We start from the raw sequence: 25,806 nt of genomic DNA on the forward strand, positions 1-25,806 counted from the left end.
TGCAATGTGCGGGAGAGGAGCAGAGCTCCTGCTGATTTGCTGCGCGGTTGTCCGGGACTCCAGGGCTCGCCGCGCCGGCGCGGTCACGGTACAGGCCGGCGGCGCGGCCGTCGCGCTGCGCTTACCTGCGCGTCTGTTGTCCGGTCAGCGCGAGGCGGCGACCGAGCGCGCGCGCCAGCGTGAGATCGAGCTCGCCCGAGCTCGCCCGGGGCGAGCCGCCGCGCCGGGCGGTCGTGTCCGCGGGATCCATCGCCGCGCGGGCGGGGGGCTGGACCAGGACTCCATGGCTGAGGAGGGAGACGACCATCGACTGGAGGGCTGCGCGCTGCGCCCCCGCGATCGGCGAGGGCGAGCAGAACACGGACGCCACCTTGCCGGCGAGATCGCCCGAGAGCTGCTTGGCTCCGTCGAGGAAGCGCCGGAGCTCCGCGCTCATCGTGCCATAGCGCGCAGGCGAGCCGAGGGCGATGCCGTCCGCCCAGAGGAGGTCGTCGCGGCGCGCCACCGGGACGCAGGCGAGGTGTTCCCGTGTGGCACGGATCTGCTCACTCGTCCTCCAGCGCTCCTGCGGCGCCGCGAGGCAGGCGATCTGCCGGAGCCGCACGGTCGCTCCGGCCTGCTCGGCGCCCTCGACGACCGCGGCGGCGAGCGCGGCCGTGTCGCCGAAAAGGGAATAGAAGATCACGGCCACGTTCATGGGGCCGCGAGGATGCAGCGCCCGTACCGCCGTCCTCGCGCCGGCGCGCGCCGCGCTGCCGAGCTCGCTGCGCGCACGGGCGTGAGCGGTTCGTCGCGGGCGATCCTCCCGCGCGCCGTGCGCCGCGGCGCGATTCAAATTGCGCGCTGTGGCGGAAAGCTTTATGGGGCCTCCATGGACGCGAACGGACCGCGCTCGGGCGATAACGACGATGCCCCGCGCGATCCGGAGCGGGGCGACGACGGCGTGGCTCCGGGCGATCCGTCCGCGGCCCCGCGCGCCCCTGGGCGCGGGGCCGCGGAGGGCGGCCCCGCGCGATCGCGGACGATCCTCGTCATCGAGGACGACCAGGGCGTCAGCGACGCGCTCGTGGGTGTCCTGTCGGACGAGGGCTACGAGGTGATGACGGCCAGGAACGGCGCCGAGGCGCTGGCCAGGCTCCGCGACGCGCCGGCGCCGGCGCTCATCGTCCTCGATCTGATGATGCCGATGATGGACGGGTATGCCTTCCGCGCGGAGCAGCTGCGCGTCCCGTCGATCGCCGATGTCCCGGTGGTCGTGCTCACGGCGGGGGCGGCGCCGCGCGCGGCCGAGCTCGGGCCGGTCGACATCCTGAAGAAGCCGGTGAATCTCGCCGCGCTGCTCGACGCGGTGGGGCGTTACGTCTGACGCCGCGAGCGGGCTCAGCGCGTGAGCGCGCTCGCGAAGCTGGTGGTGGCGGTCGTCGCGGTGGTCACGATGTCGAGGGTCAGCGTGGCGCCGAAGTAAAAACGAGGAGCGTACCGGCGCGCGGGCGACACGGACTCTCCGACGGGCACGATCATGTCCTCCGCGTGGCCCGCGGGGAGGTACTCCTGCTGGACGAAGGCCAGGCCGGCGTTGAAGCCGAGCCCCGCCACGGGCTCGATCACGCCGCCGAGGAAGATGCGATCGAAGGGCTCGCCGAGGTCGAGGTCCACGCCGACCTGCACCCCGAGCAGGTCGCCCAGCGTCGTCGAAAGCCGCATGTCCTGGAACGACGAGATGACGCCGCGGCGCCGGCCCCCGGGAAAGACGTTGAGCACGATCGAGGGGTTGACGCTCCAGTCCTCCTCGACCGAGAGGCGGCGCTCGCCGCCGGCGCCGGGGAGCGTGGTCTGGACGACGCGCCGCGACCCATCGATCACGAGCGGGATGAGGGCGCCGAACTCGAGGTAGTACTGCCCCTGATCGATGGGCACGGCATACGACTCGTCGATCGCGCTCTCGGGTCCATCGCCCGCGAGCTCGTAGCGGATCTTCAGCGACGTGATCGACGTGTCCTCGGGGATCTCCGCGGTCTGCTCCGCGAGGAGCTCGAGCCTCGCGGGAGCCCGGCCGCCCGGCGCCCGATCGTCGAAGCGGCGGTCCGGCGAGCGGAGGAAGCTCACCGAGAGCTTGAGCTTGTCCCTGAGCGCTTCCTCGCCGAACACGCGTACGATCAGCTTGTCTCCTGGGGATAGAGCGCCGACGAGCGAGTAGACATCGGGCGCCAGGCCGTCACAGAGCGGCTCGCCGGATCTGGCGTCGATGCAGAAGGCGCCGGGGGCCTTGCATGAGCTCGTGCAGATCTGCTGGATCTCCTGGCGCTGCGCCTGGAGCGGATCCGCGATGCCGCTGGGGGAGGCGGGCGGCGCCGGGATCTGCGAGATGTCCTTGTTCGCCTGGTCCCTCGCCGTGACGTAATCGCAGTGTTCGGCGATGGCTTTGACCGCTGCCGCCTTCTTCTCGGCGTCCGTACCTGTGGCGCTCGACGCGTTCTTGCGGCTCGCGAGGAACGCGTCGCTCTTGGTCTTTGCCACGGTCACCGCGGCTGTCACGCTGGCGCTCGGGGAGGCGGGGACGCGCTTCTGGAGAGCGTCTATCTCGTTGAGGACCTCCCCTTCGATGTTGAGCAATACGCCGCTCAGCTCCTCGGCGCACGTCTTGTCATCATCGCCACTGCACAGCTGGCTGACGTCCCTGCATGCGCCGTCTGCACGAGCGACGCGGGTCGTGAGGAGGATCGCGCAGATGGCCGCCGCGACGCGCGCGATCCGCATCCACGGCGCGTCATGATTCGACGTGAGGAGCGTGCGCTCCCGCTTCCCATTCACGGTTCATCTCCTCCTGTGCCGCCGCCCTCGCCGCCCTCGCCGCCCGTGCCGCCGCCCGCGCCGCCCGTGCCGGCGCCGTCGCCGCCCGTGTCGCCCGCGCCCCCCGGGCCTCCCCCGCCGTCGCCGGAGGGGTTCTGTCGCACGTTCGTGATCTGCAGGAGCCGGCTCGCGAGCAGCGGCCCCGAGCAGGCCGGGGCGTCGTCGCCGCTGTCAGGCCCGAGGAGATCGACGTACAGCTCGCATTCGACATCGTCCGGTATGACGAGGAAGAACCGCGGCTCGCCGGGCGGGGGCGCGGGGATGCACGACGGCTGTCGCGTGGCTCCGCCGGGCGCGTCCGTCGATAGATCGAGCTTCCCCGCGATCGTCTTCAGGCGCAGGTAGGCGCCCCCTCGTTGCTGGACGAGCACGCTGGTCCCCAGCGCTGGCGAGCCCGGCTGCTCCGCGGCCGGCGCGACGATGAGATATCTCTCCACCTCCGGGTCCTCGGGGCACCCGGACGAAGAGAGCGCGGCGAGCATGATGAGCCCGAGCGGCCACCTGTGTCGGTTCGTCATGAGTGTTCGCCTCCGGGCGATTCGCTCGCACGAGCGCGCAAGAACGCCATGCTCCCGCTCATGGCCAGAAGAGCGGAGCCGCCTCGCGCTCGCGCGGCGTCACGAGGACGGCCTCCTGGGCGTACCCGGCGCGGTTCATGGCGCGCGTCGCGCCGTCGACGATCCGCGCGAGGGAGGTCGTCAGCCCTCCCGGCTGCTCGAGCTCCCGGACGAGGTGATAGGTGAGCGCCCCGTGGACCCGGCCGCCCAGCGGGCCTTCGTACGCGCGCTGCCCCTCCGCGCAGGCGCCGATGAAGACGACGGGGAGCTCGCCCATCGCCCTGCGCATCCGTCGCTCCGCGCGCCGCCGATCGTTCGCCCGCGCGCTCCGGGGCTCGGGCGCCGCGGCGGCGCTCCAGCCGCGAGCGGTCCTGTCCTCGGCCGCCGGCGGTCCTCCCCGCGCCGACGCCGGGGGCATTCCCCCAGCGTGGCAGGAGTCGCAGGTCCACACGACGTGCGCGCCCCTCGGCAGGGTGGAGAACAGCGCGGTGAGCTCGTCGTCGCGGATCGCCGTGGCGTTCGTCCTGTCGAAGCCGAGCGCGCAGAGCACCTCGTCGAGCCGATCGAGCTCGCCGGCGTCGTCCGACGCGTCGAGCTGGTCGCCGTGGCCGCTGAAGTGGAAGAGGAGCTGATCCTGCGGCTCGGCGCCGCGCACGAGCCACTGGAGCCTCTCCAGGATGGCCGACTTGGTACCTGCCATCTGGGTGGCAGAGACGATCTCCGTGTCGACGCTGAAGCCACACCGGTCCCTGAGGAACTCGCTCATCAGCGCGACGTCGTTCACGGGACCGGCGAGCGGATTGCCTGCGTAGTCGTTGATGCCGACGAGCACGGCGCGCTTCTTCATTCGGTGCTCCATTCCATCGTGCCCCATGAAGCCAATGAGAGGCCGACAGCGTAATATCGCGCCCTACCTCGGCGCCTGTCCAGGGAAAAGCGCGAGCGTGGTCGAGCGGCACAGGCGCGTCGCGTGACGTTGCGCGGATGCGGCGCGCTGGCCTCGTCCGCGTCCGCGTCCGCAGTTCCCCGTTCCGGGAGCGTTCGGCGTTCTCGGGCGGATCCTGTCCCGTTCGCGTGGTAAAGTCGGCCCCGCAACATGCCGTACGATCACCCTCTCTTCCTTTTCGTGAGCCCTTTGCTCGCCGCCGTCGCCCTCGGATGTGCGGCCGATCGCCCGTCCCAGCCCGAGGGGTGGGACAGCGCGGTGGCGCTGCGGCCGGCGCGCGATCGCGACGCCAGGCCCGAGGTGGTCGAGGTCGATCTGACCGCGCGCGTCGAGGAGGTCGAGATCGTGCCCGGCAAGCGGACGCCCACCTGGACGTATGACGGCGGACTGCCCGGCCCGCTGATCCGCGCCAAGGTGGGCGATCGCGTGATCGTGAATTTCCGCAACGAGCTCCCGGCGCCCACGACGATTCACTGGCACGGCGTGCGCTTGCTGGCGGAGATGGACGGCGCGCCCGGGCACAGCCAGCCCGAGACGCCGCCGGGCGGCAGCTTCACCTACGACTTCGTCGTCCCCGACGCGGGGCTCTACTGGTATCACCCCCACGTCGACTCCGCCGTGCAGGCGGGGAACGGCCTGTACGGCCCGCTGCTCGTCGAGGACCCGGACGAGCCCGCGGGGCTCGGCGACGAGCTCGTCCTCGTGCTCAGCGACATCAGCCTGCGCGACGACGGCACGCTCGAGGACCCAGAGGCGGGCGGCAACCTCGGCACGCTGTTCGGGCGCGAGGGCGACCACTTGCTCGTGAACGGGCGGGTGAACCCGGTGATCGAGGCGCGCGCCGGGCTCAGGCAGCGGTGGCGCATCGTCAATGCGGCCAAGTCCCGTTATTACCAGCTCATGATCGCGGATCACCGCTTCACCCGGATCGGCGGCGACGGCGGGCTCCTCGAGCGCCCCGTCGCGACGGACAGGATCCTGCTCACCCCCGGCGAGCGCGCCGACGTCCTGATCGTGCCGCGCGGCGCGCCGGGCTCGACGCTCCCGGTGCGCTGGGTGCCTTACGACCGCGGCTATGGCGCCACGTTCGGGAGGCCCGAGGTCGAGGCGTTCCGCCTCCGCCTCGCGGACGAGCCCGCGGCCGAGGACGCGCCGCTCCCCGAGGTGCGGAGGGACATCCCGGCGCTCGACACGGCGGCGGCGACGCGCGTCGATCTGAAGCTCACGCTGCAGGAGAGCCCGAGCGGCGTGGAGATGGGCATCAACGGCGTGCCCTCGTGGAAGGCGGAGCCGCTCGTGGCAGCGGTGGGCGAGACCTCGGTGTGGACCGTGGAGAACACGTTCGATTTCGATCACCCGTTCCACCTGCACGGCTTCTTCTTCCAGGTGCTCGGCGCGGACGGGAGGCCGGTGCGGCCGATGGAGTGGAAGGACACGGTGAACGTGCCTGTCGACGGCGCGGCGCGCTTCGTGGTCCGTTACGACAACCGGCCGGGAATGTGGATGTTCCATTGCCATATCCTCGACCACGCCGAGGCCGGCATGATGGGGATGCTGCACGTCATCCAGTGACGGCGCCGGGGCCGATGGGCGCCTCCGTCCGGGGCGACGTGGGCCTGCCGCCCCATCTGGTGGTAACCTGGCGCCATGTCGGATCTCCCCATCTCTGTGCGGCCGCTCGAGGCCGCGGAGCTCGACGCCTTCGTCGAGCTCGTGGCCTGCTCGTACGCGGAGCAGCGCGCGAGCGCCGTGGACGCGCGGACCGAGGACGAGCAGCGCAACGCGCGCTCGCAGATCGAGGCGTTCCTGCCGCAGGGGCTCGCCACCCCCGACCACCACATCTATGCGGTGCTGGAGGGCAGCGCGGTGGTCGGCCACGTCTGGATCGGCATGACCAGCGCGGATGGGTTTCGCAGCGCGTTCCTCTACGACATCCACCTGCGCGAGGACGCCCGCGGCCGGGGGATCGGGCGCCGGGTCATGGCCCTCGCGGAGGAGATCGCCCGCGGCCTGGGCGCGCGGGACATCGAGCTGCACGTGTTCGCGCAGAACGCGCGGGCGCGGGGGCTCTACGACTCGCTCGGCTACCGGATCACGAGCATCAGCATGAGAAAGCGCCTCGGCTGAACGGCGCCCGCCCTCCTCGCGCCTGCATCGACCGTGATCGTGAGCTCGCGGGGGGCCGCTCAGGCTGCCCGCGCCGAGCCGGCGGCGCCGCTTCAAGCGAACCGCAGCGCGAGCATCCCGATCAGGTTGATGCCCGCGTGCGCCACGACGCACGGCCAGACGTTGTCCCGTCGCACCGCGAGCGCCCCGAGCGCCAGGCCGATGGCGAAGGTCTGCACGACGCCGAGCGTGGATTGATAGAAGTGGCCGATCGCGAACAGGGCGGACGTCAGCACGACGGCGCCGGCGGCGGCGGCGGGATCGTGGGGGTCCCGGGACAGGGCGGCGCGCAGGCGCGAGATGAAGAAGCCGCGGAAGACCAGCTCTTCGTACGTGCCGGTGAAGAGCGAGAGCGGGAGGATGAGCGCCGGCGGAAGCTCGGAGAAGCCGCTGAGCGCGGCGGTCTTCTCGGCGGCGAGCCGCTCCGGGGAGACGCCCGCTGCCAGCGCATAGACGGCCGTCCCCGCGCCGGCGAGCAGGTAGCTGGCGATCAGCCCGAGCAGGCCCCAGCCGAGGACGGCGGTCGGCGCCTCGCGCCGGAAGCCGAGCGTGGTCCAGCGCTCCCGGAACACGGCGAGCATGACGGCGATGCTGCCGAGCAAGATGCCGCCGGCGGCGGCGACGCCCTGGGCGATGTCGCGCGGTGAGAGGCTTCGCCCGGCGGGGCGCGCCGCCTGGCCGAGCGCGAGGAGCGCCAGCAGGATGGCGGCGACGACGAGGGCTTGCAGCGCTGCCCTGGCGCGGCGGGTGGGGGCGGACATGGCGCGAGTACGGCGAGCCCGGCGCGAGCTAAGGCGCCGGTGAGCCGCCCTCCATGAACAGCGCCTCCATGTTGTTGCCGTCCGGGTCGAGCACGAACGCCGCGTAATAGCCGGGCGGATACCCTTCCGCGGTATCGCGCAGCCCAGGCCGGCCGTTGTCGGTGCCGCCCGACCTCAACGCCGCCGCGTGAAAGGCATCGACCTCCGCTCGGCTGCGCGCCGCGAAGGCCGTATGGTTCCGCGTGCTGTGGGGGTGAAACCGGTCGATCCAGAACGCCGGATAGTCGACGCCGTAACCCACGGCATCGGCGCCGGTGCCTTCCGGCAGCTGCATGACCCGACGGTAGCCGAGGGCGCCGAGCGCGGCGTCGTAGAACGCTGCCGAACGGGCGACGTCGGAGACGCCGATTCCGGTGTGGTGGATGATCATGGTGTGCTCCTCGGTGCTTAACCCCTCGCGACGCGCTTCGTCAATCCCCGGGCTATCACGCGCGTGGAGCGCCACGGGGGCGGCAAGAGGGAGCGTCGACGCGCCCACGCCTCCGCGCGCCGCGGAGGCGATCGACCCAGGGGGACAGCGCTCAGCGCGCTGGCCCTCGTCCGTTGTCGATCCAGCTGGAGAGCTCCTTCCGCGGCTCCGCTTCGAGGTCGAGCAGCTCCCTCAACCTCGACTCGAAGGACACGGGCGGCCGCCCGAGGACCGCCCCCAGGAGCGGATCCACGCTGGACGCCTCGCCCGCCTCCAGCGCCGGATACGCCGACGCCCAGAACCTCGCGACATCTCCGTTCGCGCTGTTCCGCCGGACGAACTCGTCTCGGCTCACCAGCGAGAAGCGTATCTCGCGGCCGAGGATGGACGAGATGAGCGCGGTCGTCTGCTCCAGCGTGTACGCCTTTGGCCCGACGAGGGCTATCGTCTCATCGTCGTATCCGCCGCCTGCGATGATCCTCGTCGTCGCCTCTCCGAGGTCGTCCCGCGCAGCCCAGGCGACCCCCCCCGTCGCCCGGCACGACCACCTCGTCGTGTCCGGCGCCGAAGAACCCGAGGAAGACGGGGAAGCTCTCCATGTACACGCCTTCTCGGAGGATCGTGTAGGTGATCCCGCGCGCCCTCAGGTAGGCCTCCGTGTCGAGGTGCGCTCTCATCACGGCTGCCTTGCTCTCTCGCCCGAAGGCGAGAGAGGTGTAATAGATGTGCCTCACCCCCGCCTTCACCGCTGCGTCGATCGCGTTCTTGTGCGACGCGACCCGCAGGTCGTCGGAGAAGGACGGATGAGAGACGATCAGCAGCTTGTCTCCACCTCGTGAAGTCGCGGGTGAAGTGCGAGGCGCTCTCGTACCCGGCGCGCTGCGCCGCTTCGCTCGCGCGCAGGCCAGAGAGCAGGTGCCAGCGTACCCCGCGCCGCGCAGCTCACCAGGGCGCTACGCCCGCCCCCTCGCCGCCGCCGCCGTCGCATACGGCGGCTCGCGCCCGGCGCGCACGGCGGCGAGGTCGCCCCGCATCGTCCGCGCGTCGGGGTACCGCTCCTGCTTCAGGAAGGCGAGGGCGCGGTCCACCACGGCGCACAGGCCCGGCGGCGCCGTGGGGGCGTGCTGCGCGAGCGGCGGCGCCTTCTCGGTGGCCACGGCGATGAGCAGGCGCGCCTCGTCCAGGTTGCCGTGGATCGTGCGCCCCGCGAGCAGGCGGAACATCGTCGCGCCGAGGCCGAACAGGTCGGTCCGGCCGTCGATCTCGCGAATGAGGCCCAGGGCCTGCTCGGGCGCCATGTAATCGTCGGTGCCGATCGACACGCCGGTGCTCGTCGTCGTCATCTCGGGCACGCCCGCGACGTCCTCGAGCAGCGGGTCGAGCACGCGCGCGAGGCCGAAATCGAGCACCCGCACGCGCCCGTCGTTGCCGATGTGCAGGTTTTCGGGCTTGAGATCGCGGTGAACGATGCCGTGCTCGTGCGCCACGATCAGCACGTCGAGGACCCGCTCGGCGAGCGCGATCACCTGGCCGACGGGGAGCGTCCCGTGCCGGACCATGCGGTCGAACACGGTCTCTCCCTCGAGCATCTCCATGGCCATGTAGACCAGGCCGTCGTCGGTGGCCCCGGACTCCAGCACCTGGGGGAGCCCCTCGCAGAGCGGCGCCACGGCGGCCAGCGCGTTCCCGATCGGCCCCTCGCGCAGGAACCGCTTGCGCACCTCGTCGATGCTGGCGAGCTCGGCGTGCAGGACCTTGACCGCCGCCACGCACCCGTCGGCGCGGCGGCCGAAGAAGACGCTCGCCATCCCGCCGACCCCAAGGACGCGCTCCACCGCCCACGGGCCGATCCGCGTGCCGACGCGCTGCTCTGCCAGCTCCTCTTCGGTCAACATGGGGCGATGGTATCACCGGCGCCGCCCCGCGGGGCCATGCGCACCCTCCCGCCTGCCCATCGCCCCCTCGCGGGCGCGCTCGCGCTCGGCCCGGCCCTGCTCGATCGCGCTCGCGCGTCGCCGGCGGCGCCGTGGCTCGCCGCGAGCCTCGTCGACGGCCCCGCCGTGGTGCTCGGGGCGCTGCAGCGCGCCGCGCGCGTGGTCGACCTCGCGGCCTGCGCGGCGCGCGGCGTGCCGGTCGTGCGGCGCGCCACGACCGGCACCGCCGCCTTCCTCGGCGGGCGCGGCGTCGTCTGGACCCTGGCGCTGCCGCACGTGGCCGCGCTCGCGCCCGACGCCACGGCCCGGACGCTCCTCAACCGCAACGTGCGCGGCTTCCTCAAGGGCTTCGCCCGCGCCGGCGCGCCCGCGCACTACGGCGGGCGCGAGTGGATCGCGCTGCAGCACCGCCCCGCCGCGCTGCTCGGCGTCGAGGCCGCGCGCGACGGCGCGGTCCTCATCGAGGTCTTCGCCGGCCAGGACGCGCCGCTCGCGGTCCCCGCGGAGCTCGCGGCGCCCGACGAGCGCGCCGTCGACCGCTGGCTGGGCAAGGCGCCGGCGGCGCTGGCCGAGGTCCTCCCGGCGCGGACCTCGCTCGAGGCGCTCGCGCAGGCCGTGGTCGACGCGGTCGCGCTCCGCGCGGCGCTACCGCGGGTCGACGGCGGCGAGGCGCCGGAGCTCGCCGAAGGGCCCTTCCAGCCCATCACCGCGCCCGACGACCCGGCGCCGCCGGGCGCCGGCGCCGCCGTGGTCGCGCGCGTGCCCATCGGCTGGATCGAGGCCGCGGCGCTCGGCGGGGCGCCGGCGCGCGCGTGGCTCGGGGGCGACGTCCTCACGGGGCGCTGGCTCCTGGAGGAGCTCGGCCGCGGCGAGGCCGCTGCGCCCCTGGACGCCGGGACCGCGCCGCTCGAGGGGGCGAGCCTCGCCGACCTCCGCGCGCTCGCGCAGCGCGCGCTCTCGGCGGGAGCAGCTGTTCGCGATCATCGAGGATCTGGGGGGCACGGAGGCAGCTCATGACGAGGCGAGTCACACGGGATCTCTTCAACACGGCGGCCGCGCTCGGGCTCGCCATGACGGCGGCCGGTTGCGGAGGCGGAGGCGGGACACCGGCCGGGAGCGGCGGCGCTCACGGCGAGAACGGCGGCACCGGAGCCGCGGCGGGGACCGGAGCCGCGGCGGGGACCGGAGCCGCGGCGGGGACCGGAGGAGCCGGCGCCGGGAGCGGGGGAGCGCCGGGCGGAGATCCCTATCCGACGGAGAATGTCGGCGCGGCGACCCGCGGAGGAACGATGACGTTCCAGAACATCGGCGCGCCCGGCTACTGGGGTCGCCGCATCGAGGCGGAGCCGGGCGACCCGCGCTGCGACGTCGAGTCGGCGACGCTCGACTTCTCCTGGGGCGACGAGTTCTGCTGCCGTACGCGCCACGAGGTCACGAGCGCGTCGCTCTCGCCCTTCAACGAGCAGATGACCCTCATCTTGCGAGGGCCGCTCCGCGTCAAGCAGCTCGCCGTCTACCAGCCCGGAGGCGCCGGCGATCGCTGGGTGCGCCGCTCGTTCTGGGATCGCCGCGCCCCGCAGGCGCTCGCGGATCTCAAGCTCACCGGGCCGGACGGCGCGGGCGCGTTCACCGGCGATCTGGGCAATGCATGCCACTGGTATGCGATGCGCGACGCGCCTTTCCCCTGCGGGCCGGGCAGCGATCCATACTGCCCCTCCGGCGGGCCCGACGTGAGCTACCACGGCTGGGAGGGCGCGAAGCTCGTGGTGCTGCTCGCGTCGATGCCCTACGCGGACGATCCGGCGCTCGCGCCGCTCAGCTGCGCCGACGGCCCGAGCGACGGCTGGACCGACGCGCCGTGGGTCGGGTTCTCGGCATCGGAGCTGATGCGCGACGGCTGGGGCAAGTATCACCCGTGCCATTGCTATGCGAACACCGACCCCGGCGTGGGGGACGGCTGCGGGGAGATCAACGTCTTCGAGACGGTGTCCGAGGCCGAAGGGCTCGAGTACGGCAACCGGGATATCCTCAGCACCGGGCTCCGCTCGTACCAGGTCGGCCACCTGGGCGGGAGCGTCTGCGGCAAGCAGCGCTGCGACGTCGCGTCGTTCCCGAACACCGCAGATCTGCTGGACGCCTGCGGACAGGCCGCGCTCGACGCCGGCGCCGTCCTCGACGCCGAGGACCCGGGCGGCGGCTGCCCGGTGTGGCGGCGCCCCCTCGACGATCGGTTCTTCTTCATCCTGCTCGACGAGGCGAAGCGCACAATCCAGGTGGGCATCGTGCACCCCGCGGCGATCCCGGCGAGCGCCTCGGAGCTCTTCCCCGGCTTGCCGGAAGAGGTGAGTCAGACGTCGATGGATCGGCTCGCCGCGCTGCGCCTCCCCGAGCGCTGAGGCCCGCGCGCAGGCCGGCGGGGGATGTCGCGAATCCCTCGCCGGGCCGCGCCGGCCCGGAGAAAGCACGTGATGTCCGTCGGGGCGTCGCCGGCCTCAAACCGGCGACTGGCACGGCGCCAGGTGGCTCGCCAGGAGCCCGTGCATGGCGCCGGCCGTGCCCCCGGCGAGGAGCCCGGCCAGCGCAGGGCGGGGGCGCGGATCCGGCTCGGGGACGTACCTCCCTGCGTCGAGGCGATACCGAGCGCGGGGACCCCGGGCGACGAGATCGGATATCGCGCCGAGGAATCGATCGATGTCCGCCCTGCTGGTGCCGACACCGAAGCTCACCCGCACCGCGCCGGGCACCGCCGCGCCTCCCGGCGCCTCGGGCGCGCGCGCCCCGGCGAGCGCGCTCATGAGCGGGTGCGCGCAGAACGAGCCGTCGCGGACGCCGATGCCGTGCTCGGCGCTCAGCGCGGCGGCGACCACGCCGGGGTGGAAGCCCCGCACCTGGAACGTCACGACGCCGATACGCGGGCTCGCGGGGCCCCACATCTCGAGCCGCTCGACCCCCGGCACGGCGCCGAGCCCGCGCGTGACGCGGTCGAGCAGGCCGGCCTCGTGCGCCGCCACGGCGGGCATGCCGACCTCGGCGAGCGCGCGGCACGCCGCGGCCAGCGACACCGCGCCGACGACGTTGGGCGTGCCGGCCTCGTGGCGGGGCGCGCCGCTCGCCCATTCGACCCCGTCGAGCGTGACGCGCCGGACGGCGCCCCCGCCGGCGAGGTACGGGCGCGCGGCGTCGAGCCAGTCCCCGCGGCCCACGAGCACGCCGCCGCCGAAGGGGGCATAGAGCTTGTGCCCGGACAGCGCGAGGTAGTCGGCCCCGATCGCCGCCATCTCGATCGCGCGGTGGGGCGCGAGCTGGGCCGCGTCCACGGAGAGCCGCGCCCCGCGGCGGTAGGCGACCGCGGCGAGCTCCGAGAGCGGCCACAGCTCCCCCGTGACATTGCTGGCCCCCGTCACGGCGAGCAGCCGGTGGCGCGAGGGCGCGCCGCGCAGGGCGTCGTCGGCCCGCGCGATCGCCTCGTCCGCGCTCGCCGGCACCGGGAGGACCACCGAGCGGCCGCGCCGCCAGGGCAGCTGGTTCGCGTGGTGCTCCGAGGCGAAGGTCACCACCGTCGTGTCCTCGGGCAGCGCGGCGGCGAGCAGGTTGAGCGCGTCGGTCGTGTTCCTCGTGAACACCACCGTGTCGTCGGCGCGCGCTCCGACGAAGTCGCCCACCGCCTGGCGGGCGGCGGCGTAGAGCTCGGTCGTGACCGTGGACGCGAACCCCGCGCCGCGATGCACGCTGCTGTACCAGGGGAGCAGCGCCGCGACCGCATCGAGCACCGAGCGGAGGCACGGGGCGCTCGCCGCGTAATCGAGGTTCACGTAGCCCACCTGCTCGCCCGTGACGAGCGGCACGGACAGGTCCGCGCCGACGACGGGCAAAGGGAGAGCGCCGGCGGCCAGCGGCGACGGCGCGGCCGCATCAGGACGCGAGTCCACGACGTAAGCGATCGACATATCACCTCACGAGTCCAGGGAGACTCCGGGCGACCAGAGTCCGCGCTTGCCTGCCGCTCATGCGGCCGGCCAGGTCTTCACCCGGGACACCCCACCGCGGTTCGGAGGGTTGTCGGCCAGCGAGCCGGGGCTACGCGCTGGCGCTCATGACCTGCCGAGACAGTACCCCGATGGCCGCCATGTGGCAAGGGCCTGCGCGACATCGCAGCGGTCCGCTCGAGCGCGGGCCGGCCGCGGGCGCCGGTACGGCGATTGCATTGTGATTTTCCGGGAGACGGCGAAATCCACATCGCTGCTCCTGAACAGACCCTCACGGCCGCTGTCGCCGCGTGAGGCAGACGCCCCGGCGCGCCCCGCGCCCGGAGCGCTTCGCGAGAGAAGCCATGAAGAACACCACTCCCCTCGTCGGTCTCCTCCTCCTCTGCGCCTCCTGCAGCCCGAACGAAAAGCTCGCTCCGATCGGCGCCGGCGGCGCCGCGCCGGGCGACGCGGGCGCGGTGCCGGACGCCTCCGGGGGCGGCGCCGACAGCGATCCCTTCGCACAGCTCCCGAAGATCGCGCCGACGGCGACCGGGCGGCGCGGGGCGGCGGCGACGGTCGATCTCCGCGGCACGCTGGCCGCCATCGAGGTCCTGAAGCGAGGCGGCAACGCCGTCGACGCCGCGGTCGCCGCGGCGGGCGTGCTGGGCGTGACCGATCCGTTCTCCTGCGGCATCGGCGGCGGCGGCTTCATGCTCATCTACCTCGCCGATGGGGACGAGGTGATCGCCCTCGATCACCGCGAGACGGCGCCGTCGCGGCTCGAGGCGCGGCTCTATTACGAAGACGGCGCCCCGGTGCCGTTCGACGAGCTCGTCACCAGCGGCCTCTCGGTCGGCGTGCCCGGCACCGTGCGGGGCTGGAGCGACGCGCTCCGCCGTTATGGCACCCTCGGGCTCGGGGACGTGCTCCAGCGGGCCATCCAGGTCGCGGAAGCGGGGTTCGACGTCGACGAGACCTTCTTCGAGCAGACCGGGCGCAACCTCTCGCGCTTCCAGGCGATCACGAGCACGAAGGCGCTCTTCCTCGGGCCCGACGCAAAGCCGTGGCCCGTCGGCGCCCTCTTCAAGAACCCGGATCTCGCCGCCACCTACCGCCTCATCGCCGACGGCGGCGAGAAGGCCTTCTATGAAGGACAGGTCGCCGCGGCCATCGTCGCCGCGGTGAAAGAGCCTCCGGTCGAGCCCGGGAGCGCGCTCGACGTCCGCGCCGGGGTGCTGGAGCTCTCCGACCTCCGGGACTACGAGACCCGCGTCCGCCCGGCGCTCTCGACCACGTACCGGGATTACGCCATCTACGGCGTCGGCCTCCCGAGCAGCGGCGGGATCGCGGTCGCGGAGGCGCTCGACCTGCTCGAGGGCTACGACATGGCGCCCCTCACGCCGGTCGAGGTGCTCCACCGCTACCTCGGCGCCTCGCGGCTCGCGTTCGCCGATCGCGGCGCCTTCCTCGGCGATCCGGAGTTCGTGGACGCCCCCGTGAAGGGGCTGCTCTCGAAGGACTACGCCGATGCACGGCGCGCCCAGATCGACCTCGCGGCGGCGCCCTCCGCCGCGGCGGAGCCGGGCGACCCCTACGCGTTCCAGAGCGATCCGAGCCCCGCGCCGGGCCGCGCCCGGAAGGCGGAGGGCGGGAGCGCTGGCCCGAAGGACGCGGGCGACAACGAGACGACCCACATCACCGTCAGCGACGCCGCCGGCAACATCGTGTCGTATACGTGCACCATCGAGTACGAGGGCGGCAATGGAATCGTGGTCCCCGGCTACGGCTTCTTGCTGAACAACGAGCTCACGGACTTCACCATCCCGCCCGACCCGAGCGCGCCGCACCCCAACGTGGCCGAGCCGGGCAAGCGCCCGCGCAGCAGCATGAGCCCGACGATCGTCCTCAAGGACGGCAAGCCCGCGCTCGCGCTCGGCTCTCCGGGCGGGTCCACGATCATCACCACGGTGCTGCAGATCCTCGTCAATCACATCGACCTCGGCCTGCCCATCGACGAGGCGCTCGCGGCGCCGCGGCTCTCGCAGCGCAACTCCGGCGACGGCTCGACCGACGCGGAGACGGCGTTCCTGAGCGCCCCCGAGGCCGAGGGGCTCGCGTCCCTGGGCCACGCCCTCTCCGACGCGGCCACGCTGGGCGGCGAGATCGGCGCGGCCACGGCCCTCCGCTTCCACGGCGACGGCACCGTGACCGCGGTCGCCGAGCCGGTCCGACGTCACGGCGGGAGCGCGATGGTCGAGCAGCCGCGGTAGGCGCGGCGCGCGCCCGTCGGCGCGGGGAGCCCGGGCCAGCGGCCGCGCCGCGCGCGACGAGGGAGGGTGAGCTCACCGCGCCGGCGGCCAGGCGCCGATCTGCGCGAGCGCCGTGAACCAGTCTTCGAGGTGCCACGTCCGCGCGATCCGGCCGTTCTGCAGCGCGTGGAAATCGTGGCACGCGACGCTGATCTCCTTCCCGGTCGGCGCCACCCCCATGAAGGTGCCGCGGTGGGTCCCCGTGAGGAGCGACCGCACCGCGACCCGGCCCGGCTCCTGGAGGATGTCCAGCACCGCGATGTGCACGTCGGGGAAGGCCTCGAAGAAGGCGCGCAGGATGGGCTTGACGCTCTCCGGGCCCCGCCCGTGACCGGGGGGCAGCGGGATATCCTCCCAGTCCTGGGTCACCGCCTCGTCGATGAGCTCAGGACGTCGCTCGCTGAACGCTCGGTAGAACGTCAGCACAACCTCGCGCTCGGCCTCGGCGGCCGACGCCGCGGCGCTGGCAGGAGCAATCGGATCGACGGCAACGACGTTCACCATGCTGGCCCCTTCTTTCCCGTGTGGGTCGGCGGATCTCGTCCCCGACAGCAAGACCGTGCCGGCTGGCAATGCGCACGCCAGCGGTCGCCCCGCCCTCCTGCCAGCGCGCTGCCCGGCGGCCTGCCCGATCCAGGCGCACGTCCAGCCGTCGTGATAGCAGCAATCGGACGGGGGCCGTCGCCGGGACCGGCTGCTGACGCAGCAGCAGACAATCAGTAGGAGTGTTGCTGCAGCAGCAGTCAGTCGGCTTAACACGATTTAACGAAATTCATTTACACCTGCATGTCCGTCGTCATCTCGCGGCATCGCGGCCCGAGGAGCTGGCACGAAGGGCGGATCACGAATCGGCGCGGGAAGAGAGAGGCCATCCAGCTCCGCGGCACGTTCCTTGTTTGCTGTGAGCGAGCTGAGCGAAGGCGTCGGCGTCCTCGGTCGCCCGGGTGAGCGTCATCGGCTGGCCACCCCGCGGCGGATTGCTCGCCATAGCAGGTTTTCGGCGCCGCGTTCTCCGGCGCGGTTTCAACACATCGGATTCGAGGGCGGAGCTCTATGAAGGCGCAGATCATCGATGTCGTCAGCTTCATGCCGGAGCGCAGGGTCGTGAACGAGCCGCCCGACGGGAGCTCGCAGGACGCCCTGGCGGACAACGCGTTCTTCAGCGGAGTTCACGAGCGGCGGTTCGCGTCGCCGGATTACCTGTCCGAGGACCTCGGCGTGCGCGCCGTCCAGCGGCTCCTGGAGAAGACCGGCGTCCGGCCGGAGACGATCGATCTCATCGTGTGCTCGTGCATCTTCTCGGACACGTTCTGGCCGGGCATCGGCCCTGCGATCCAGCACCGCGTGGGCGCGAAGCAGGCGACGATCCTCAACATCGACACGAGCTGCTCCTCGTTCCTGTCCGGGCTCAACGCGGCCCGCGCGTTCATCGAGTCCGGGCAATACAAGCGGATCGTCGTGGTGACGGTGACGAACTTCATCTCTCGGCTGCCCGAGTTCCAGAAGTCCCGCCGGTCGTCCGTGCTCGGCGACGGCGCGTCGGCGACGCTCGTCATGCCGGGCGAGGCGTCGATCATGGCGCGGTACGAGCGCTCCCACGGCGAGTACTACGGCCTGTTCCGGTTCGAGCCCGACTTCGTCGACGGGCAGTTCAAGAACTACTGGGAGCGCGGCTGCGGCCCGATCACGGTCAACTTCTCGAAGGATATGGTCGACGCGATCCGGGCGAACGCGCTGCAGCTCGTGCCCGACGCCGTGAAGCGGTGCCTCGCGGAGGCTCGGCTGTCGCCGAGCGACGTCAACCTCCTGATCACGCACCAGCCGAACGACACCTTCCTCAAGGAGTGGCGCGCCCGGATCGGGATCCTCCCGCCGCGCACGCACGACACCCTGGCGCGCTACGGCAACCTGTTCCAGGGCTCGATCCCGGTCACGCTGGCGGACGCGCTCGAGACCGGCCGCGTCCGCCGCGGCGACATCATCGCGCTCGGGACGTTCTCGAACGGCGGCGATTTCGTGAGCTCCATGGTGCTGCGCTGGCACTAGCGGCGAAAGGTCACCCGTGTCCGAAGCTCGTGTGCTGGCTCGATGTTCATCGCTGAGGGCTCATCGCAGGAAATTGCGGCGACTCAAGGGTTTGTAGGCCGCGCGTGGCGCGACGCCGCCCGTCCGCGATCCCGCCCGCTCGCCGGCGCGGCGAGCCCGGGGGCGCGGCGTCCCCTCACGCACGGAAAGGACATGCGGTATGAAATTGGCCGATGCGCTGGTCCAGACGCTCAGAGATTGGGGGGTTCAATACCTCTTCGGTGTGAGCGGCGCGAACATCGAGCACCTGCACGACGCCGTGCACCGACACGGGCAAGGAAAGCTGATCTCCGTGCTGGCGAAGACGGAGACCGGCGCCGCGTTCATGGCGGACTGCAGGGCGAGGGTGCACAAGCGGCTGGCCGTCTGCTGCGCGACGTCGGGCGGCGGGATGCTCAACCTGGCGGTCGGGATCGCCGAGTCCTACGCCGAGGCGGTGCCGGTGCTCGCGATCGTGGGCCAGCCCCCGACCGCGCTCGAGGGCCGGGGGGCGTTCCAGGACTCGTCGGGCATCGGCAACTGCGTCGATGCGGTCCAGCTCTGGCGCGCCATCTCCAAGTACGTCGGGAAGGTCAGGACCCCGCACGACTTCTGGCCGATGCTGCGCGACGCCGTCGTCGCGGCGACGTCGGGCCGGCAAGGGCCGGCCGTGCTCCTCGTGCCCCGGGATCTCTATGATCAGGAGGTCGGCCCGCCGCCGGCCGACTGGCCGGGAGACCTGCCGAGCTTCTGCCGGTCGCGGCCGATCGGGATCGGCGAGGTGATGCCGCTGCTCGAGGCCATCCGGAGCGCGCGGCGCCCGCTGCTCCTCATCGGCCAGGGGGCGCGGCGCTCGGACGACGCCGCGGCCGTCGAGGCCTTCGCGCGCAAGGCCGGCATCCCCGTCGTGACCACGATGTCGGCCCGCGGAGATTTCCCGAACGACGACCGCCTCTACCTGGGGACGATCGGCGCGGCGGGCCACCCGTCGGCGCACGCGTACCTGCGCGACGAGGCGGACCTCATCATCGCCGCGGGCGCGACGCTCGACGTCATGACGCGCTCCGCGGTCGAGCGGAGCTTCAAGGACAAGCGCTTCGCGGTGATCGACGTCGATCCCGAGGCGATCCACCGCATCCTGCAGCCCGAGATCACCCTCTACGCGGATGTCGGCCGCGCCTTCCGCGCGCTCCTCGAGCTGCTCGAGAGGACGCCGATGTCGCCGTTCCCCCCGGTCCAGGGGTATTCGCGGAGCCTCTACGAGCCTCGCCTGGCGCCGGCGATCCCGGGCGACGCGCCGCGCCCCGGAAGGGCCGACGCCCTCCTGCAGAGCCAGGCTCTGGCCATCCTGGAGGCGTACCTGCCGACCAAGGGCCACGTCGTGCTCGACGCCGGCAATTGCGCCGCCGCGGCCATGCACTACCTCTCCGTCCCTCCGGGCTCCACATCGACCATCGCGCTGGGGATGGGGGGAATGGGCTACTCCATCGCCGGCGCCATCGGCGCGCAGCTCGGATCGGAGCCCGGGACGCGGACGACGGTCATCTGCGGCGACGGAGCGTTCCTGATGCTCGGCCTCGAGGTGCACACGGCCGTCGATCTCTCGCTGCCCGTCCTCTTCGTCGTCTTCAACAACGCCATGCACGGCATGTGCGTCACGCGCCAGCAGCTCCTCTTCGAGTCCAGGATCGAGGCCGTGCGCTACCCGGGCGTCGATTTCGCGACCCTCGCGCGCGGCCTCGCCCCTCCAGACCGGCTCTGGGTGGGCGCTGCTTCCACGCCCGAGGAGCTGCGCGAGCGCTTGCGCGAGTATCATGAGAGCGCTCAGCTCTTGCCCGGGGTGCTCGACGTCCGGCTGGAGCGCGAGGAGATCCCGCCGTTCGCGCCGTTCCTCGGGCCGGACGCGCCGACCATGCCGGCGCCTTCGTTCGGCGCCCTCTAGCGCGGACGCTCCAGCGCGCAGCGCTGTCGATCGCGCTCGGGGCTTCGAGGTGGGGAGACTCATGCATTGTTTCAAGCGTGTTTGAGATCCGTCGATTTGTTCTGAGATCACTTGTGATAACGCGATTGGTCATTATCATCGTATGATCGCCGACTCTTGAGTCGGCGGCCTGAGGAGGCTTTCATGTACGCGCGTGGTTCCACGAAGCTCCTGTCGCTTGCTTGCGTCCTTGTCGCCGGTTGCGCCGTCGACGCCGGAGACCCCGAGCTCACCGCCGAGGCCCAGCAGGAGATCCGGGCGTTCAGCGTCAATTTCACGAACGTCGTCGAGACGGTCGGCCTGGAGCTCGTCCCGACCGACGAGGCCCGAGCCCTGGTCCCGGACGAGTTCGTGCTCGCCGGCGAGGCGGACCCGGTCACCCCGATCACCGTGAGGACGGCGCACGCCGATGGCATCTCGGTGAACGGCGGGACGGCCACGCCGGGCTCGGTCGTCCAGATAGGCCTCCTCGTCGTCCCCCCCGACGGGACCGGCGACGTCAACAGCTACACGCTGTGGTATTACACCGATCACGCGCTCCTCGCGCTCAAGCTCATTCAGGCCGGCTTCCTGGCGCAGTACGTGCCGAACCTCGAGTACGATGTCTCGCTGACCGACAGCGACATCTACGTGCGCGTGCCGTTCCCCGGCAGCCCCCGCCTGGTCGTCGAGGGCTCGATCGCGCCGTCCGGCGCGCCCCCGGCCCCGTTCGTCGCCAACTGGTGGGTGTCCACCTGGCACGGGCCCGTCAAGCAGGCGACGACCATCTCGAGCCTCCTCTTCGGCGGCGCCGACGTCAGCCTCGCGACCAACGCGGGGAACGCGCTCGGGGGCTTGATCGGCGGCTCGACCGCGGAATTTACGGTGCTCGACAGCTTCAACCAGTTCCCGAGCGCACAGACCACCGTGGCGCTGGCGCCGTTCTAGCTCGATCGCGATGTCGAACCCGAAGGAGAGCACGATGACTGCACATGACGATAGAGGGCCGTGGAGCCGATCCGGGCTCGTGAAGAACGGGATCTCCAGCAGGGAGATCCCCGGGCTGTACGTCTCCGAGGATCACTCCATCGAGGAGTGCGTGAAGCACCTCGAGGGCATCACCAAGGAGACGTACTCGCACAACGAGATCTTCGGGCAGTACTGCCACCTCGGCGAGTACATCCATTGCCCGGTCGAGATGGCGTACGAGTACGCGGCGAACGTCTACAGCCTGGAGGAGTGGACGTTCAGCCTGCGGAGCCTCCACCACCTCGGCGGCGGCCTCTACAAGGGGAAGGAATACCTCGCGAAGGACACGTCGATCTACGTGCGCGCCGAGGCCTACCCGGACAGCCGCGTCGTCGATTACCCCTGCGCGTGGGACCAGGGCGACGAGCTGTGGATGCGGTACTACTTCCGCTTCATCGACGCGAGGCCCACCATCCGCAAGCCGGGCACGATCGTGCTCTGGACCAATTGCAAGCACCCGTATTACGACCGGGCGACGACGGAGCTCCCCGACTACATCAGCAAGCCGCGCGCGCGGACGGACCGCGCCTGGGTCGGCGACATCTGGCCGCATTTCGACGCCATCCACAAGATCGAGATGGCCAATTTGAAGGCCATCCTGGAATACCGGTACTCCAAGCTGTAGCGCCGTCCGGAGAGGTGCATCCCCCCGATTGACGAGGCCGGCCCCGTCGCCTCGCGCGCCTCTGCCGGCCTCGCGGCGGCGGGCCGCCTGCGTCCACACCGTGATAGGAGATCTGTGAACTTCATGCATGAAAGGCGCGGTGTCTGGGCCGCGCGGCTGGCCGCGGCGGCCAGCGTGCTGGTCTCGACCTCGGCCTTCGCCACCGGCTCCGGCGTGCTGACCGGAACGGTCCTCGACGCATCGACGAAGAAGCCCGCGGCCGACGTCGTCGTGACCGTGACGTCCGCCGCGCTCCAGGGCGAGCAGGTGGTCGTCACCGATCCATCGGGTCAGTTCCGGATCCCGAACCTGCCGCCGGGCGACTACACGCTCCGGCTCGACAAGGAGACATACCGGCCCTACAGCCGCGGCGGCATCGAGCTGCGCGTCGACAGCACGATCCGCGTGAACAGCGAGCTGCTCCCCGAGGCGCTGAAGGCCGAGGAGATCGTCGTCGTCGGCAGCGCGCCGACGGTGGACGTCGGCTCCAGCGCGACCGGCGTGAGCGTCACCTCGGAGTTCGCGAGCCGCGTCCCGCTCATCTCCACCGGCTCGAAGGGGGCGGCGACCCGCTCGTTCGAGGCGCTCGCCGAGGTGGCGCCCGGCGCGAACGCCGACCAGTACGGCGTCTCGATCAGCGGCACGACCTCGCCCGAGAACCAGTACGTGATCGACGGCCTGTCGGTGAACAACCCGGCGTTCGGCGTCATCGGGACGCCGCTGTCCGTGGAGTTCATCAAGGAGGTCAAGGTGATCACCGGCGGCTACATGCCGGAGTACGGCCGCGCCACCGGCGGTTACCTCGACGCGGTGACGAGATCGGGCTCGAACGAATTCCACGGCGCGGTGTTCCTCAGCGTCACGCCCGGCATCCTCGAGGCGGCGCGGGAGCAGGCAGAGAGCGAGGCGAGCACGATCAGGACCGAGACAAAGCTGTCGTCGCTCCGGGACGTGGGCGTGCAGCTCGGGGGCCCGATCCTGAAGGACAGGCTCTGGTTCTTCGCCGGGCTCTCCCCCTCGGCGGCGAGCTACCGGCTGGAGCGCGAGCTGCGCTTCGACAGGACCGAGCCGCTGCCGGGCACGCGCCGGGTCTACTACGCCACCCAGCACAGCCTCCAGTACCTCGGCAAGCTCACCTTGCTGATCGACCCCGACAACACCGTCTCGCTGTCGGTGTACGGCTCCCCCTCGAGCTCGGGCGGCAGCGGCAACTTCGGCATCAACCCGAAGGACGGGACCGTGGAGCTCAACAACAGCTCGAGCAACAACGTCATCAACGGCAGCTTCGGCGCGCTAGCGCACGAGTACGTCGCGAGCGCCACCGACGCCGCCCTCAAGTGGTCGTCGGCGTTCCAGAACAAGACGTACCTGCTCGACGTCACGCTCGGCGTCCACCACGAGGACAACGCGGTCCGCGCCTCCGACGGCACGAGGATCGGGAGCGGCGAGGGGCTGTCCGACATCGCGCAGGTGCACTGGCAGCGGACCGATCCCGGGTTTCACTCCATCAACGATTTCGAGCCGTCCGCGGCGACGCGCGACTGCGAGCCGGCGGGCGCGCCGAGCGCCGAGCATTGCCCCGTGGCGACCTACTACAGCGGTGGGCCGGGGGCGCTCAACGAGACGGTGCTGGACCGGTACCAGGGCAAGGCCGTGCTCACGACCCTGTTCACCGCCCTCGGGCACCACATCGTGAAGGCCGGCGTCGACCTCGAGCTGATGCGCTACGGGTCGTCCCGCGGCCACTCGGGCGGCAACATCTTCGCCGAGACCACCGACGGGCGGGCGTACACCGGCTTCCGCCGGCTCGGATTCCTGGCCAACCCCGACGACGCCGAGCCGCTCGTGAAGTTCGAGACGGTGTCGAAGTCGACCACGATCGGCGGCTTCGTGCAGGACAGCTGGAGCATCCTCGACAAGGTCACGCTGAACGCGGGTGTCCGGTACGACGCGCAGCTGCTCTACGGGGGCGACGACAAGCTGGCGATCGCCCTGCCCAACCAGTGGTCGCCGCGTGTCGGCGTGATCTACGACTTCACACACGCAGGCCGCTCCAAGCTGTACGCGAACTACGCGCGGTTCTACGAGAGCGTGCCGCTCAACATCATCGATCGCGCGTTCCCCGGCGAGCGGCAGGTCTTCTCCCTGCACAACGCGGCACTGTGCGATCCCCGGGACGTCGCGCAGCAGCGCGACGCGTGCGATCGGAACGAGAACCTCATCACGACGAGCGCCCCCTACAGCCCGAACCAGAAGTGGCGCGTCATCGGCGGCGACGGCGGCATCGATCCGGATCTGGAGCCGCAGTCGACGGACGAGATCGTGCTCGGCGGCGAAGTCGAGGTTTACCCCAAGCTGCGCGTCGGGGTGCAGTACACGAAGCGTTACCAGAACCAGGTCATCGAGGACATCAGCCGGGACGAGGCGAGGACGTACCTCATCGGCAACCCCGGCTACGGCGTCGCGAAGGATTTCCCGAAGCCGGCCCGCGATTACGACGCGTTCACCGTTCACGCCGAGAAGACCTTCGCCGACGCGTGGCTCGCGCAGGCGAGCTACACGATCTCGACCCTGCGCGGCAACTGGGCCGGCCTCTTTCGACCCGAGACAGGGCAGCTCGACCCGAACGTCAACGCGGACTTCGATCTGATGTCGCTCCTGCCGAACCGCACGGGGCCGCTCCCCGGGGATCGCAGGCACCAGTTCAAGGTCTTCGGCGCCAGGGACTTCACGTTCCAGAACGGCGTGATCGTCAGCGTGGGCGGGAGCTATCGGTCCGCCTCCGGCGCGCCCACGAGCTACCTCGGCTCGCACCCGCTCTACGGCCCCGATCAGGTCTACATCCTCCCGCGCGGCAGCGGCGAGCGGCTCCCTTGGGTGCACACCGTCGACGCCCACGTCGGCGTCGGGGTGCAGCTCGCCCGGGAGAGCGCCCTGACCATCACCGTCGACTCGTTCAATATCTTCAACTTCCAGGCGGCGACGGCCCTGGACCAGCGGTACACGCAGGCCTCCGTCCTCCCGATCGAGAACGGTAAGAAGGGCGATCTCGGCCAGCTCAAGAACGTCGACGGGTCCGCGTTCGATCCGAACAACAAGAACCCGAATTTCGGAAAGCCGATCGCGTATCAGGCGCCGCGCAGCTTCAGGATCGGCGCCAAGGTGACCTTCTAGGGCGATCGCACTGCGAGACGGATGACCATGAAACGAACGCTCGGAACATCTCTCGGGATCCTCGCGATCGCCGCGCTGTCCTTGTCCTGCGAGCAGCGGAGGGTCACCTGCACCGCGGCCCACGGGGGCTTCGCGGCGAAATACACGCTGAAGCCCGGCTCGAAGCAGGGCGAGGGCGCCTGCGACACGCTCAAGGGCGAGATCGTCGGCATCGAGAAATACAACCCCCGGCAGCCCGGCAACCCGAAGCGCCCCGATTTCACGAAGGCCCACGTCGCCGTCCGGGCGTCGGGGATCGCCTTCCCGGCCTTCGCGGCCCAGGGCGCGCAGGTGGAGCTCGGCGAGGCCGCGCTCGACTCCATTGGCGATTTCGCCGCCGTCGATCCGGACGAGGACGACGTCTGCACGGTCCCTTCGCTGTCGGAGGCCAGGCTGAGCATCCCGGCGTACGAGGAGCCTCCGCCCCCGGACGCTCCGGAGGATACGCCGCCCACGCAGCGCCCTGCGGTCGAGATCGGCTATGCGTGGAGCAACCTCCGCATCTACGTGACGGCCGCCTATCCGGGCACGCAGATCGTCGGCGATCTGACCTACACGGAGGACGGCTGCTCTGCGTCGTACAGCGTCGTGGGCCTGTACCCCGCGGTCGAGTGCGCGCCCGACGGCGTGCCGGACCCGACCCTCTGCGATCCGCGCCCGGATCTCGCGAAGGGCCGCGCGTTCGGCTCCGGGATCAACCCCGACTTCGCGGACCGCGTGGCCTGCGACGCCGAGACGGGCCTCTGCGTCCTCACGTCGCTGCCGGACGCGCTGCAATAACGAAGGTCGCGGCGCCCCGCCGGCGCTCCAACGATGGATATCGCAGCGCACATGGCCCGCGGGGGGCGAGGGGCGGCGCCCCGCTGGCGTCGAGCCAGCGGGGCGTCCGCTCGGCCAGGGCGGCCCGGCGACCCCG

Annotated in this window: 23 protein-coding genes and 1 riboswitch; of the genes, 12 read left to right on the plus strand and 11 right to left on the minus strand. The window is 71.5% G+C overall.

Going from position 1 to position 25,806, the window contains the following annotated elements; translation table 11 throughout:
- Positions 1-121: 121 nt before the first annotated feature.
- The gene (locus NQZ70_RS08635) at positions 122-697 is read right to left on the minus strand and encodes an NAD(P)H-dependent oxidoreductase (RefSeq protein WP_129573793.1); all 576 of its coding nucleotides are present in this window, start codon (positions 695-697) and stop codon (positions 122-124) included.
- A 174-nt stretch (positions 698-871) separates the two neighbouring features.
- Here NQZ70_RS08635 and NQZ70_RS08640 point away from each other — a divergent pair, with 174 nt between their 5' ends.
- Positions 872-1,366 (plus strand): response regulator, encoded by a 495-nt coding sequence (locus NQZ70_RS08640; RefSeq protein WP_129573794.1) that lies wholly within the window; start codon positions 872-874, stop codon positions 1,364-1,366.
- Positions 1,367-1,380: 14 nt separating this feature from the next.
- Here the strand turns inward: NQZ70_RS08640 and NQZ70_RS08645 are convergent, their stop codons facing one another.
- Genes NQZ70_RS08645 through NQZ70_RS08655 form a run of 3 tightly spaced genes read right to left on the minus strand, consistent with a single transcriptional unit; the run spans position 1,381 to position 4,254 of the window.
- Positions 1,381-2,811 (minus strand): hypothetical protein, encoded by a 1,431-nt coding sequence (locus tag NQZ70_RS08645; RefSeq protein ID WP_129573795.1) that lies wholly within the window; start codon positions 2,809-2,811, stop codon positions 1,381-1,383.
- Positions 2,808-3,368, minus strand: coding sequence for a hypothetical protein (locus NQZ70_RS08650; RefSeq protein ID WP_165373854.1), 561 nt, complete (start codon positions 3,366-3,368; stop codon positions 2,808-2,810). Before NQZ70_RS08650 ends, NQZ70_RS08645 begins: the two co-directional genes overlap by 4 nt.
- 58 nt (positions 3,369-3,426) lie before the next feature.
- Positions 3,427-4,254, minus strand: coding sequence for a caspase family protein (locus NQZ70_RS08655; RefSeq protein ID WP_165373855.1), 828 nt, complete (start codon positions 4,252-4,254; stop codon positions 3,427-3,429).
- Between the two features lie 279 nt (positions 4,255-4,533).
- On the opposite strand from NQZ70_RS08655, the gene NQZ70_RS08660 reads away from it, so the two are divergent.
- Both NQZ70_RS08660 and NQZ70_RS08665 read left to right on the plus strand, forming a co-directional pair.
- Entirely contained in the window at positions 4,534-5,925 is a 1,392-nt protein-coding gene (locus NQZ70_RS08660; protein ID WP_237245156.1) for a multicopper oxidase family protein, read from the plus strand.
- Between the two features lie 75 nt (positions 5,926-6,000).
- Complete coding sequence (locus tag NQZ70_RS08665) at positions 6,001-6,480, plus strand: GNAT family N-acetyltransferase (protein WP_129573797.1); 480 nt, start codon at positions 6,001-6,003, stop codon at positions 6,478-6,480.
- Between the two features lie 92 nt (positions 6,481-6,572).
- Here NQZ70_RS08665 and NQZ70_RS08670 read toward each other — a convergent pair whose 3' ends face one another.
- The 5 genes from NQZ70_RS08670 to NQZ70_RS08690 form a co-directional block, all read right to left on the minus strand.
- Positions 6,573-7,280 (minus strand): CPBP family intramembrane glutamic endopeptidase, encoded by a 708-nt coding sequence (locus tag NQZ70_RS08670; protein ID WP_129573798.1) that lies wholly within the window; start codon positions 7,278-7,280, stop codon positions 6,573-6,575.
- A 28-nt stretch (positions 7,281-7,308) separates the two neighbouring features.
- Complete coding sequence (locus NQZ70_RS08675; protein ID WP_129581230.1) at positions 7,309-7,707, minus strand: VOC family protein; 399 nt, start codon at positions 7,705-7,707, stop codon at positions 7,309-7,311.
- A gap of 154 nt (positions 7,708-7,861) precedes the next feature.
- A complete protein-coding gene (locus NQZ70_RS08680; protein ID WP_129573799.1) occupies positions 7,862-8,104 on the minus strand; it encodes a hypothetical protein in 243 nt (80 codons plus the stop codon).
- Between the two features lie 94 nt (positions 8,105-8,198).
- The gene (locus NQZ70_RS08685; RefSeq protein ID WP_129573800.1) at positions 8,199-8,690 is read right to left on the minus strand and encodes an NmrA family NAD(P)-binding protein; all 492 of its coding nucleotides are present in this window, start codon (positions 8,688-8,690) and stop codon (positions 8,199-8,201) included.
- A 12-nt stretch (positions 8,691-8,702) separates the two neighbouring features.
- Entirely contained in the window at positions 8,703-9,644 is a 942-nt protein-coding gene (locus NQZ70_RS08690; RefSeq protein ID WP_129573801.1) for a serine/threonine-protein kinase, read from the minus strand.
- Between the two features lie 6 nt (positions 9,645-9,650).
- Here NQZ70_RS08690 and NQZ70_RS08695 point away from each other — a divergent pair, with 6 nt between their 5' ends.
- Positions 9,651-10,700, plus strand: a complete 1,050-nt coding sequence (locus NQZ70_RS08695; RefSeq protein WP_129573802.1) for a lipoyl protein ligase domain-containing protein — start codon at positions 9,651-9,653, stop codon at positions 10,698-10,700.
- Positions 10,697-12,079 (plus strand): DUF2403 domain-containing lipoprotein, encoded by a 1,383-nt coding sequence (locus tag NQZ70_RS08700; RefSeq protein ID WP_129573803.1) that lies wholly within the window; start codon positions 10,697-10,699, stop codon positions 12,077-12,079. Before NQZ70_RS08695 ends, NQZ70_RS08700 begins: the two co-directional genes overlap by 4 nt.
- A 96-nt stretch (positions 12,080-12,175) precedes the next feature.
- On the opposite strand, the gene NQZ70_RS08705 is transcribed toward NQZ70_RS08700, so the two are convergent.
- A complete protein-coding gene (locus tag NQZ70_RS08705) occupies positions 12,176-13,630 on the minus strand; it encodes an aminotransferase class V-fold PLP-dependent enzyme (protein WP_129573804.1) in 1,455 nt (484 codons plus the stop codon).
- Between the two features lie 37 nt (positions 13,631-13,667).
- Positions 13,668-13,782: riboswitch (SAM riboswitch) on the minus strand.
- Between the two features lie 231 nt (positions 13,783-14,013).
- On the opposite strand from NQZ70_RS08705, the gene ggt reads away from it, so the two are divergent.
- The gene (ggt, locus tag NQZ70_RS08710; protein WP_129573805.1) at positions 14,014-15,921 is read left to right on the plus strand and encodes a gamma-glutamyltransferase; all 1,908 of its coding nucleotides are present in this window, start codon (positions 14,014-14,016) and stop codon (positions 15,919-15,921) included.
- Between the two features lie 72 nt (positions 15,922-15,993).
- On the opposite strand, the gene NQZ70_RS08715 is transcribed toward ggt, so the two are convergent.
- The gene (locus NQZ70_RS08715; RefSeq protein WP_129573806.1) at positions 15,994-16,464 is read right to left on the minus strand and encodes an ester cyclase; all 471 of its coding nucleotides are present in this window, start codon (positions 16,462-16,464) and stop codon (positions 15,994-15,996) included.
- 549 nt (positions 16,465-17,013) lie between these two features.
- Here NQZ70_RS08715 and NQZ70_RS08720 point away from each other — a divergent pair.
- From NQZ70_RS08720 to NQZ70_RS08745, 6 genes are all read left to right on the plus strand, one after another.
- Complete coding sequence (locus NQZ70_RS08720) at positions 17,014-18,006, plus strand: 3-oxoacyl-ACP synthase III family protein (RefSeq protein ID WP_129573807.1); 993 nt, start codon at positions 17,014-17,016, stop codon at positions 18,004-18,006.
- Positions 18,007-18,205: 199 nt separating this feature from the next.
- On the plus strand, positions 18,206-19,966 hold the full coding sequence (locus tag NQZ70_RS08725) for a thiamine pyrophosphate-binding protein (protein ID WP_129573808.1): 1,761 nt from the start codon (positions 18,206-18,208) through the stop codon (positions 19,964-19,966).
- Positions 19,967-20,149: 183 nt separating this feature from the next.
- Complete coding sequence (locus tag NQZ70_RS08730; RefSeq protein WP_129573809.1) at positions 20,150-20,932, plus strand: hypothetical protein; 783 nt, start codon at positions 20,150-20,152, stop codon at positions 20,930-20,932.
- A 34-nt stretch (positions 20,933-20,966) separates the two neighbouring features.
- Entirely contained in the window at positions 20,967-21,638 is a 672-nt protein-coding gene (locus tag NQZ70_RS08735; protein WP_129573810.1) for a hypothetical protein, read from the plus strand.
- Between the two features lie 123 nt (positions 21,639-21,761).
- Positions 21,762-24,851 carry a TonB-dependent receptor gene (locus NQZ70_RS08740; protein WP_129573811.1) on the plus strand — a complete coding sequence of 1,030 codons (3,090 nt, stop codon included), beginning with the start codon at positions 21,762-21,764 and terminating at the stop codon, positions 24,849-24,851.
- A 27-nt stretch (positions 24,852-24,878) separates the two neighbouring features.
- Entirely contained in the window at positions 24,879-25,670 is a 792-nt protein-coding gene (locus tag NQZ70_RS08745) for a hypothetical protein (RefSeq protein ID WP_129573812.1), read from the plus strand.
- Positions 25,671-25,806 lie beyond the last annotated feature (136 nt).

Origin of the sequence: Sorangium sp. So ce836, from assembly GCF_028553905.1 — a bacterium.
GTDB classification, from domain to species: domain Bacteria; phylum Myxococcota_A; class Polyangia; order Polyangiales; family Polyangiaceae; genus Sorangium; species Sorangium cellulosum_D.

Coding starts and splice junctions, on each gene's coding strand:
- NQZ70_RS08670 (WP_129573798.1), bottom strand. CDS start 7,280: ATGTCCGCCCCCACCCGCCGCGCCAGGGCAGCGCTGCAAGCCCTCGTC.
- NQZ70_RS08745 (WP_129573812.1), top strand. CDS start 24,879: ATGAAACGAACGCTCGGAACATCTCTCGGGATCCTCGCGATCGCCGCG.
- NQZ70_RS08690 (WP_129573801.1), bottom strand. CDS start 9,644: ATGTTGACCGAAGAGGAGCTGGCAGAGCAGCGCGTCGGCACGCGGATC.
- NQZ70_RS08665 (WP_129573797.1), top strand. CDS start 6,001: ATGTCGGATCTCCCCATCTCTGTGCGGCCGCTCGAGGCCGCGGAGCTC.
- NQZ70_RS08650 (WP_165373854.1), bottom strand. CDS start 3,368: ATGACGAACCGACACAGGTGGCCGCTCGGGCTCATCATGCTCGCCGCG.
- NQZ70_RS08705 (WP_129573804.1), bottom strand. CDS start 13,630: ATGTCGATCGCTTACGTCGTGGACTCGCGTCCTGATGCGGCCGCGCCG.
- NQZ70_RS08635 (WP_129573793.1), bottom strand. CDS start 697: ATGAACGTGGCCGTGATCTTCTATTCCCTTTTCGGCGACACGGCCGCG.
- NQZ70_RS08700 (WP_129573803.1), top strand. CDS start 10,697: ATGACGAGGCGAGTCACACGGGATCTCTTCAACACGGCGGCCGCGCTC.
- NQZ70_RS08735 (WP_129573810.1), top strand. CDS start 20,967: ATGACTGCACATGACGATAGAGGGCCGTGGAGCCGATCCGGGCTCGTG.
- NQZ70_RS08655 (WP_165373855.1), bottom strand. CDS start 4,254: ATGAAGAAGCGCGCCGTGCTCGTCGGCATCAACGACTACGCAGGCAAT.
- NQZ70_RS08740 (WP_129573811.1), top strand. CDS start 21,762: ATGCATGAAAGGCGCGGTGTCTGGGCCGCGCGGCTGGCCGCGGCGGCC.
- NQZ70_RS08720 (WP_129573807.1), top strand. CDS start 17,014: ATGAAGGCGCAGATCATCGATGTCGTCAGCTTCATGCCGGAGCGCAGG.
- ggt (WP_129573805.1), top strand. CDS start 14,014: ATGAAGAACACCACTCCCCTCGTCGGTCTCCTCCTCCTCTGCGCCTCC.
- NQZ70_RS08730 (WP_129573809.1), top strand. CDS start 20,150: ATGTACGCGCGTGGTTCCACGAAGCTCCTGTCGCTTGCTTGCGTCCTT.
- NQZ70_RS08640 (WP_129573794.1), top strand. CDS start 872: ATGGACGCGAACGGACCGCGCTCGGGCGATAACGACGATGCCCCGCGC.
- NQZ70_RS08695 (WP_129573802.1), top strand. CDS start 9,651: ATGGTATCACCGGCGCCGCCCCGCGGGGCCATGCGCACCCTCCCGCCT.
- NQZ70_RS08715 (WP_129573806.1), bottom strand. CDS start 16,464: ATGGTGAACGTCGTTGCCGTCGATCCGATTGCTCCTGCCAGCGCCGCG.
- NQZ70_RS08725 (WP_129573808.1), top strand. CDS start 18,206: ATGAAATTGGCCGATGCGCTGGTCCAGACGCTCAGAGATTGGGGGGTT.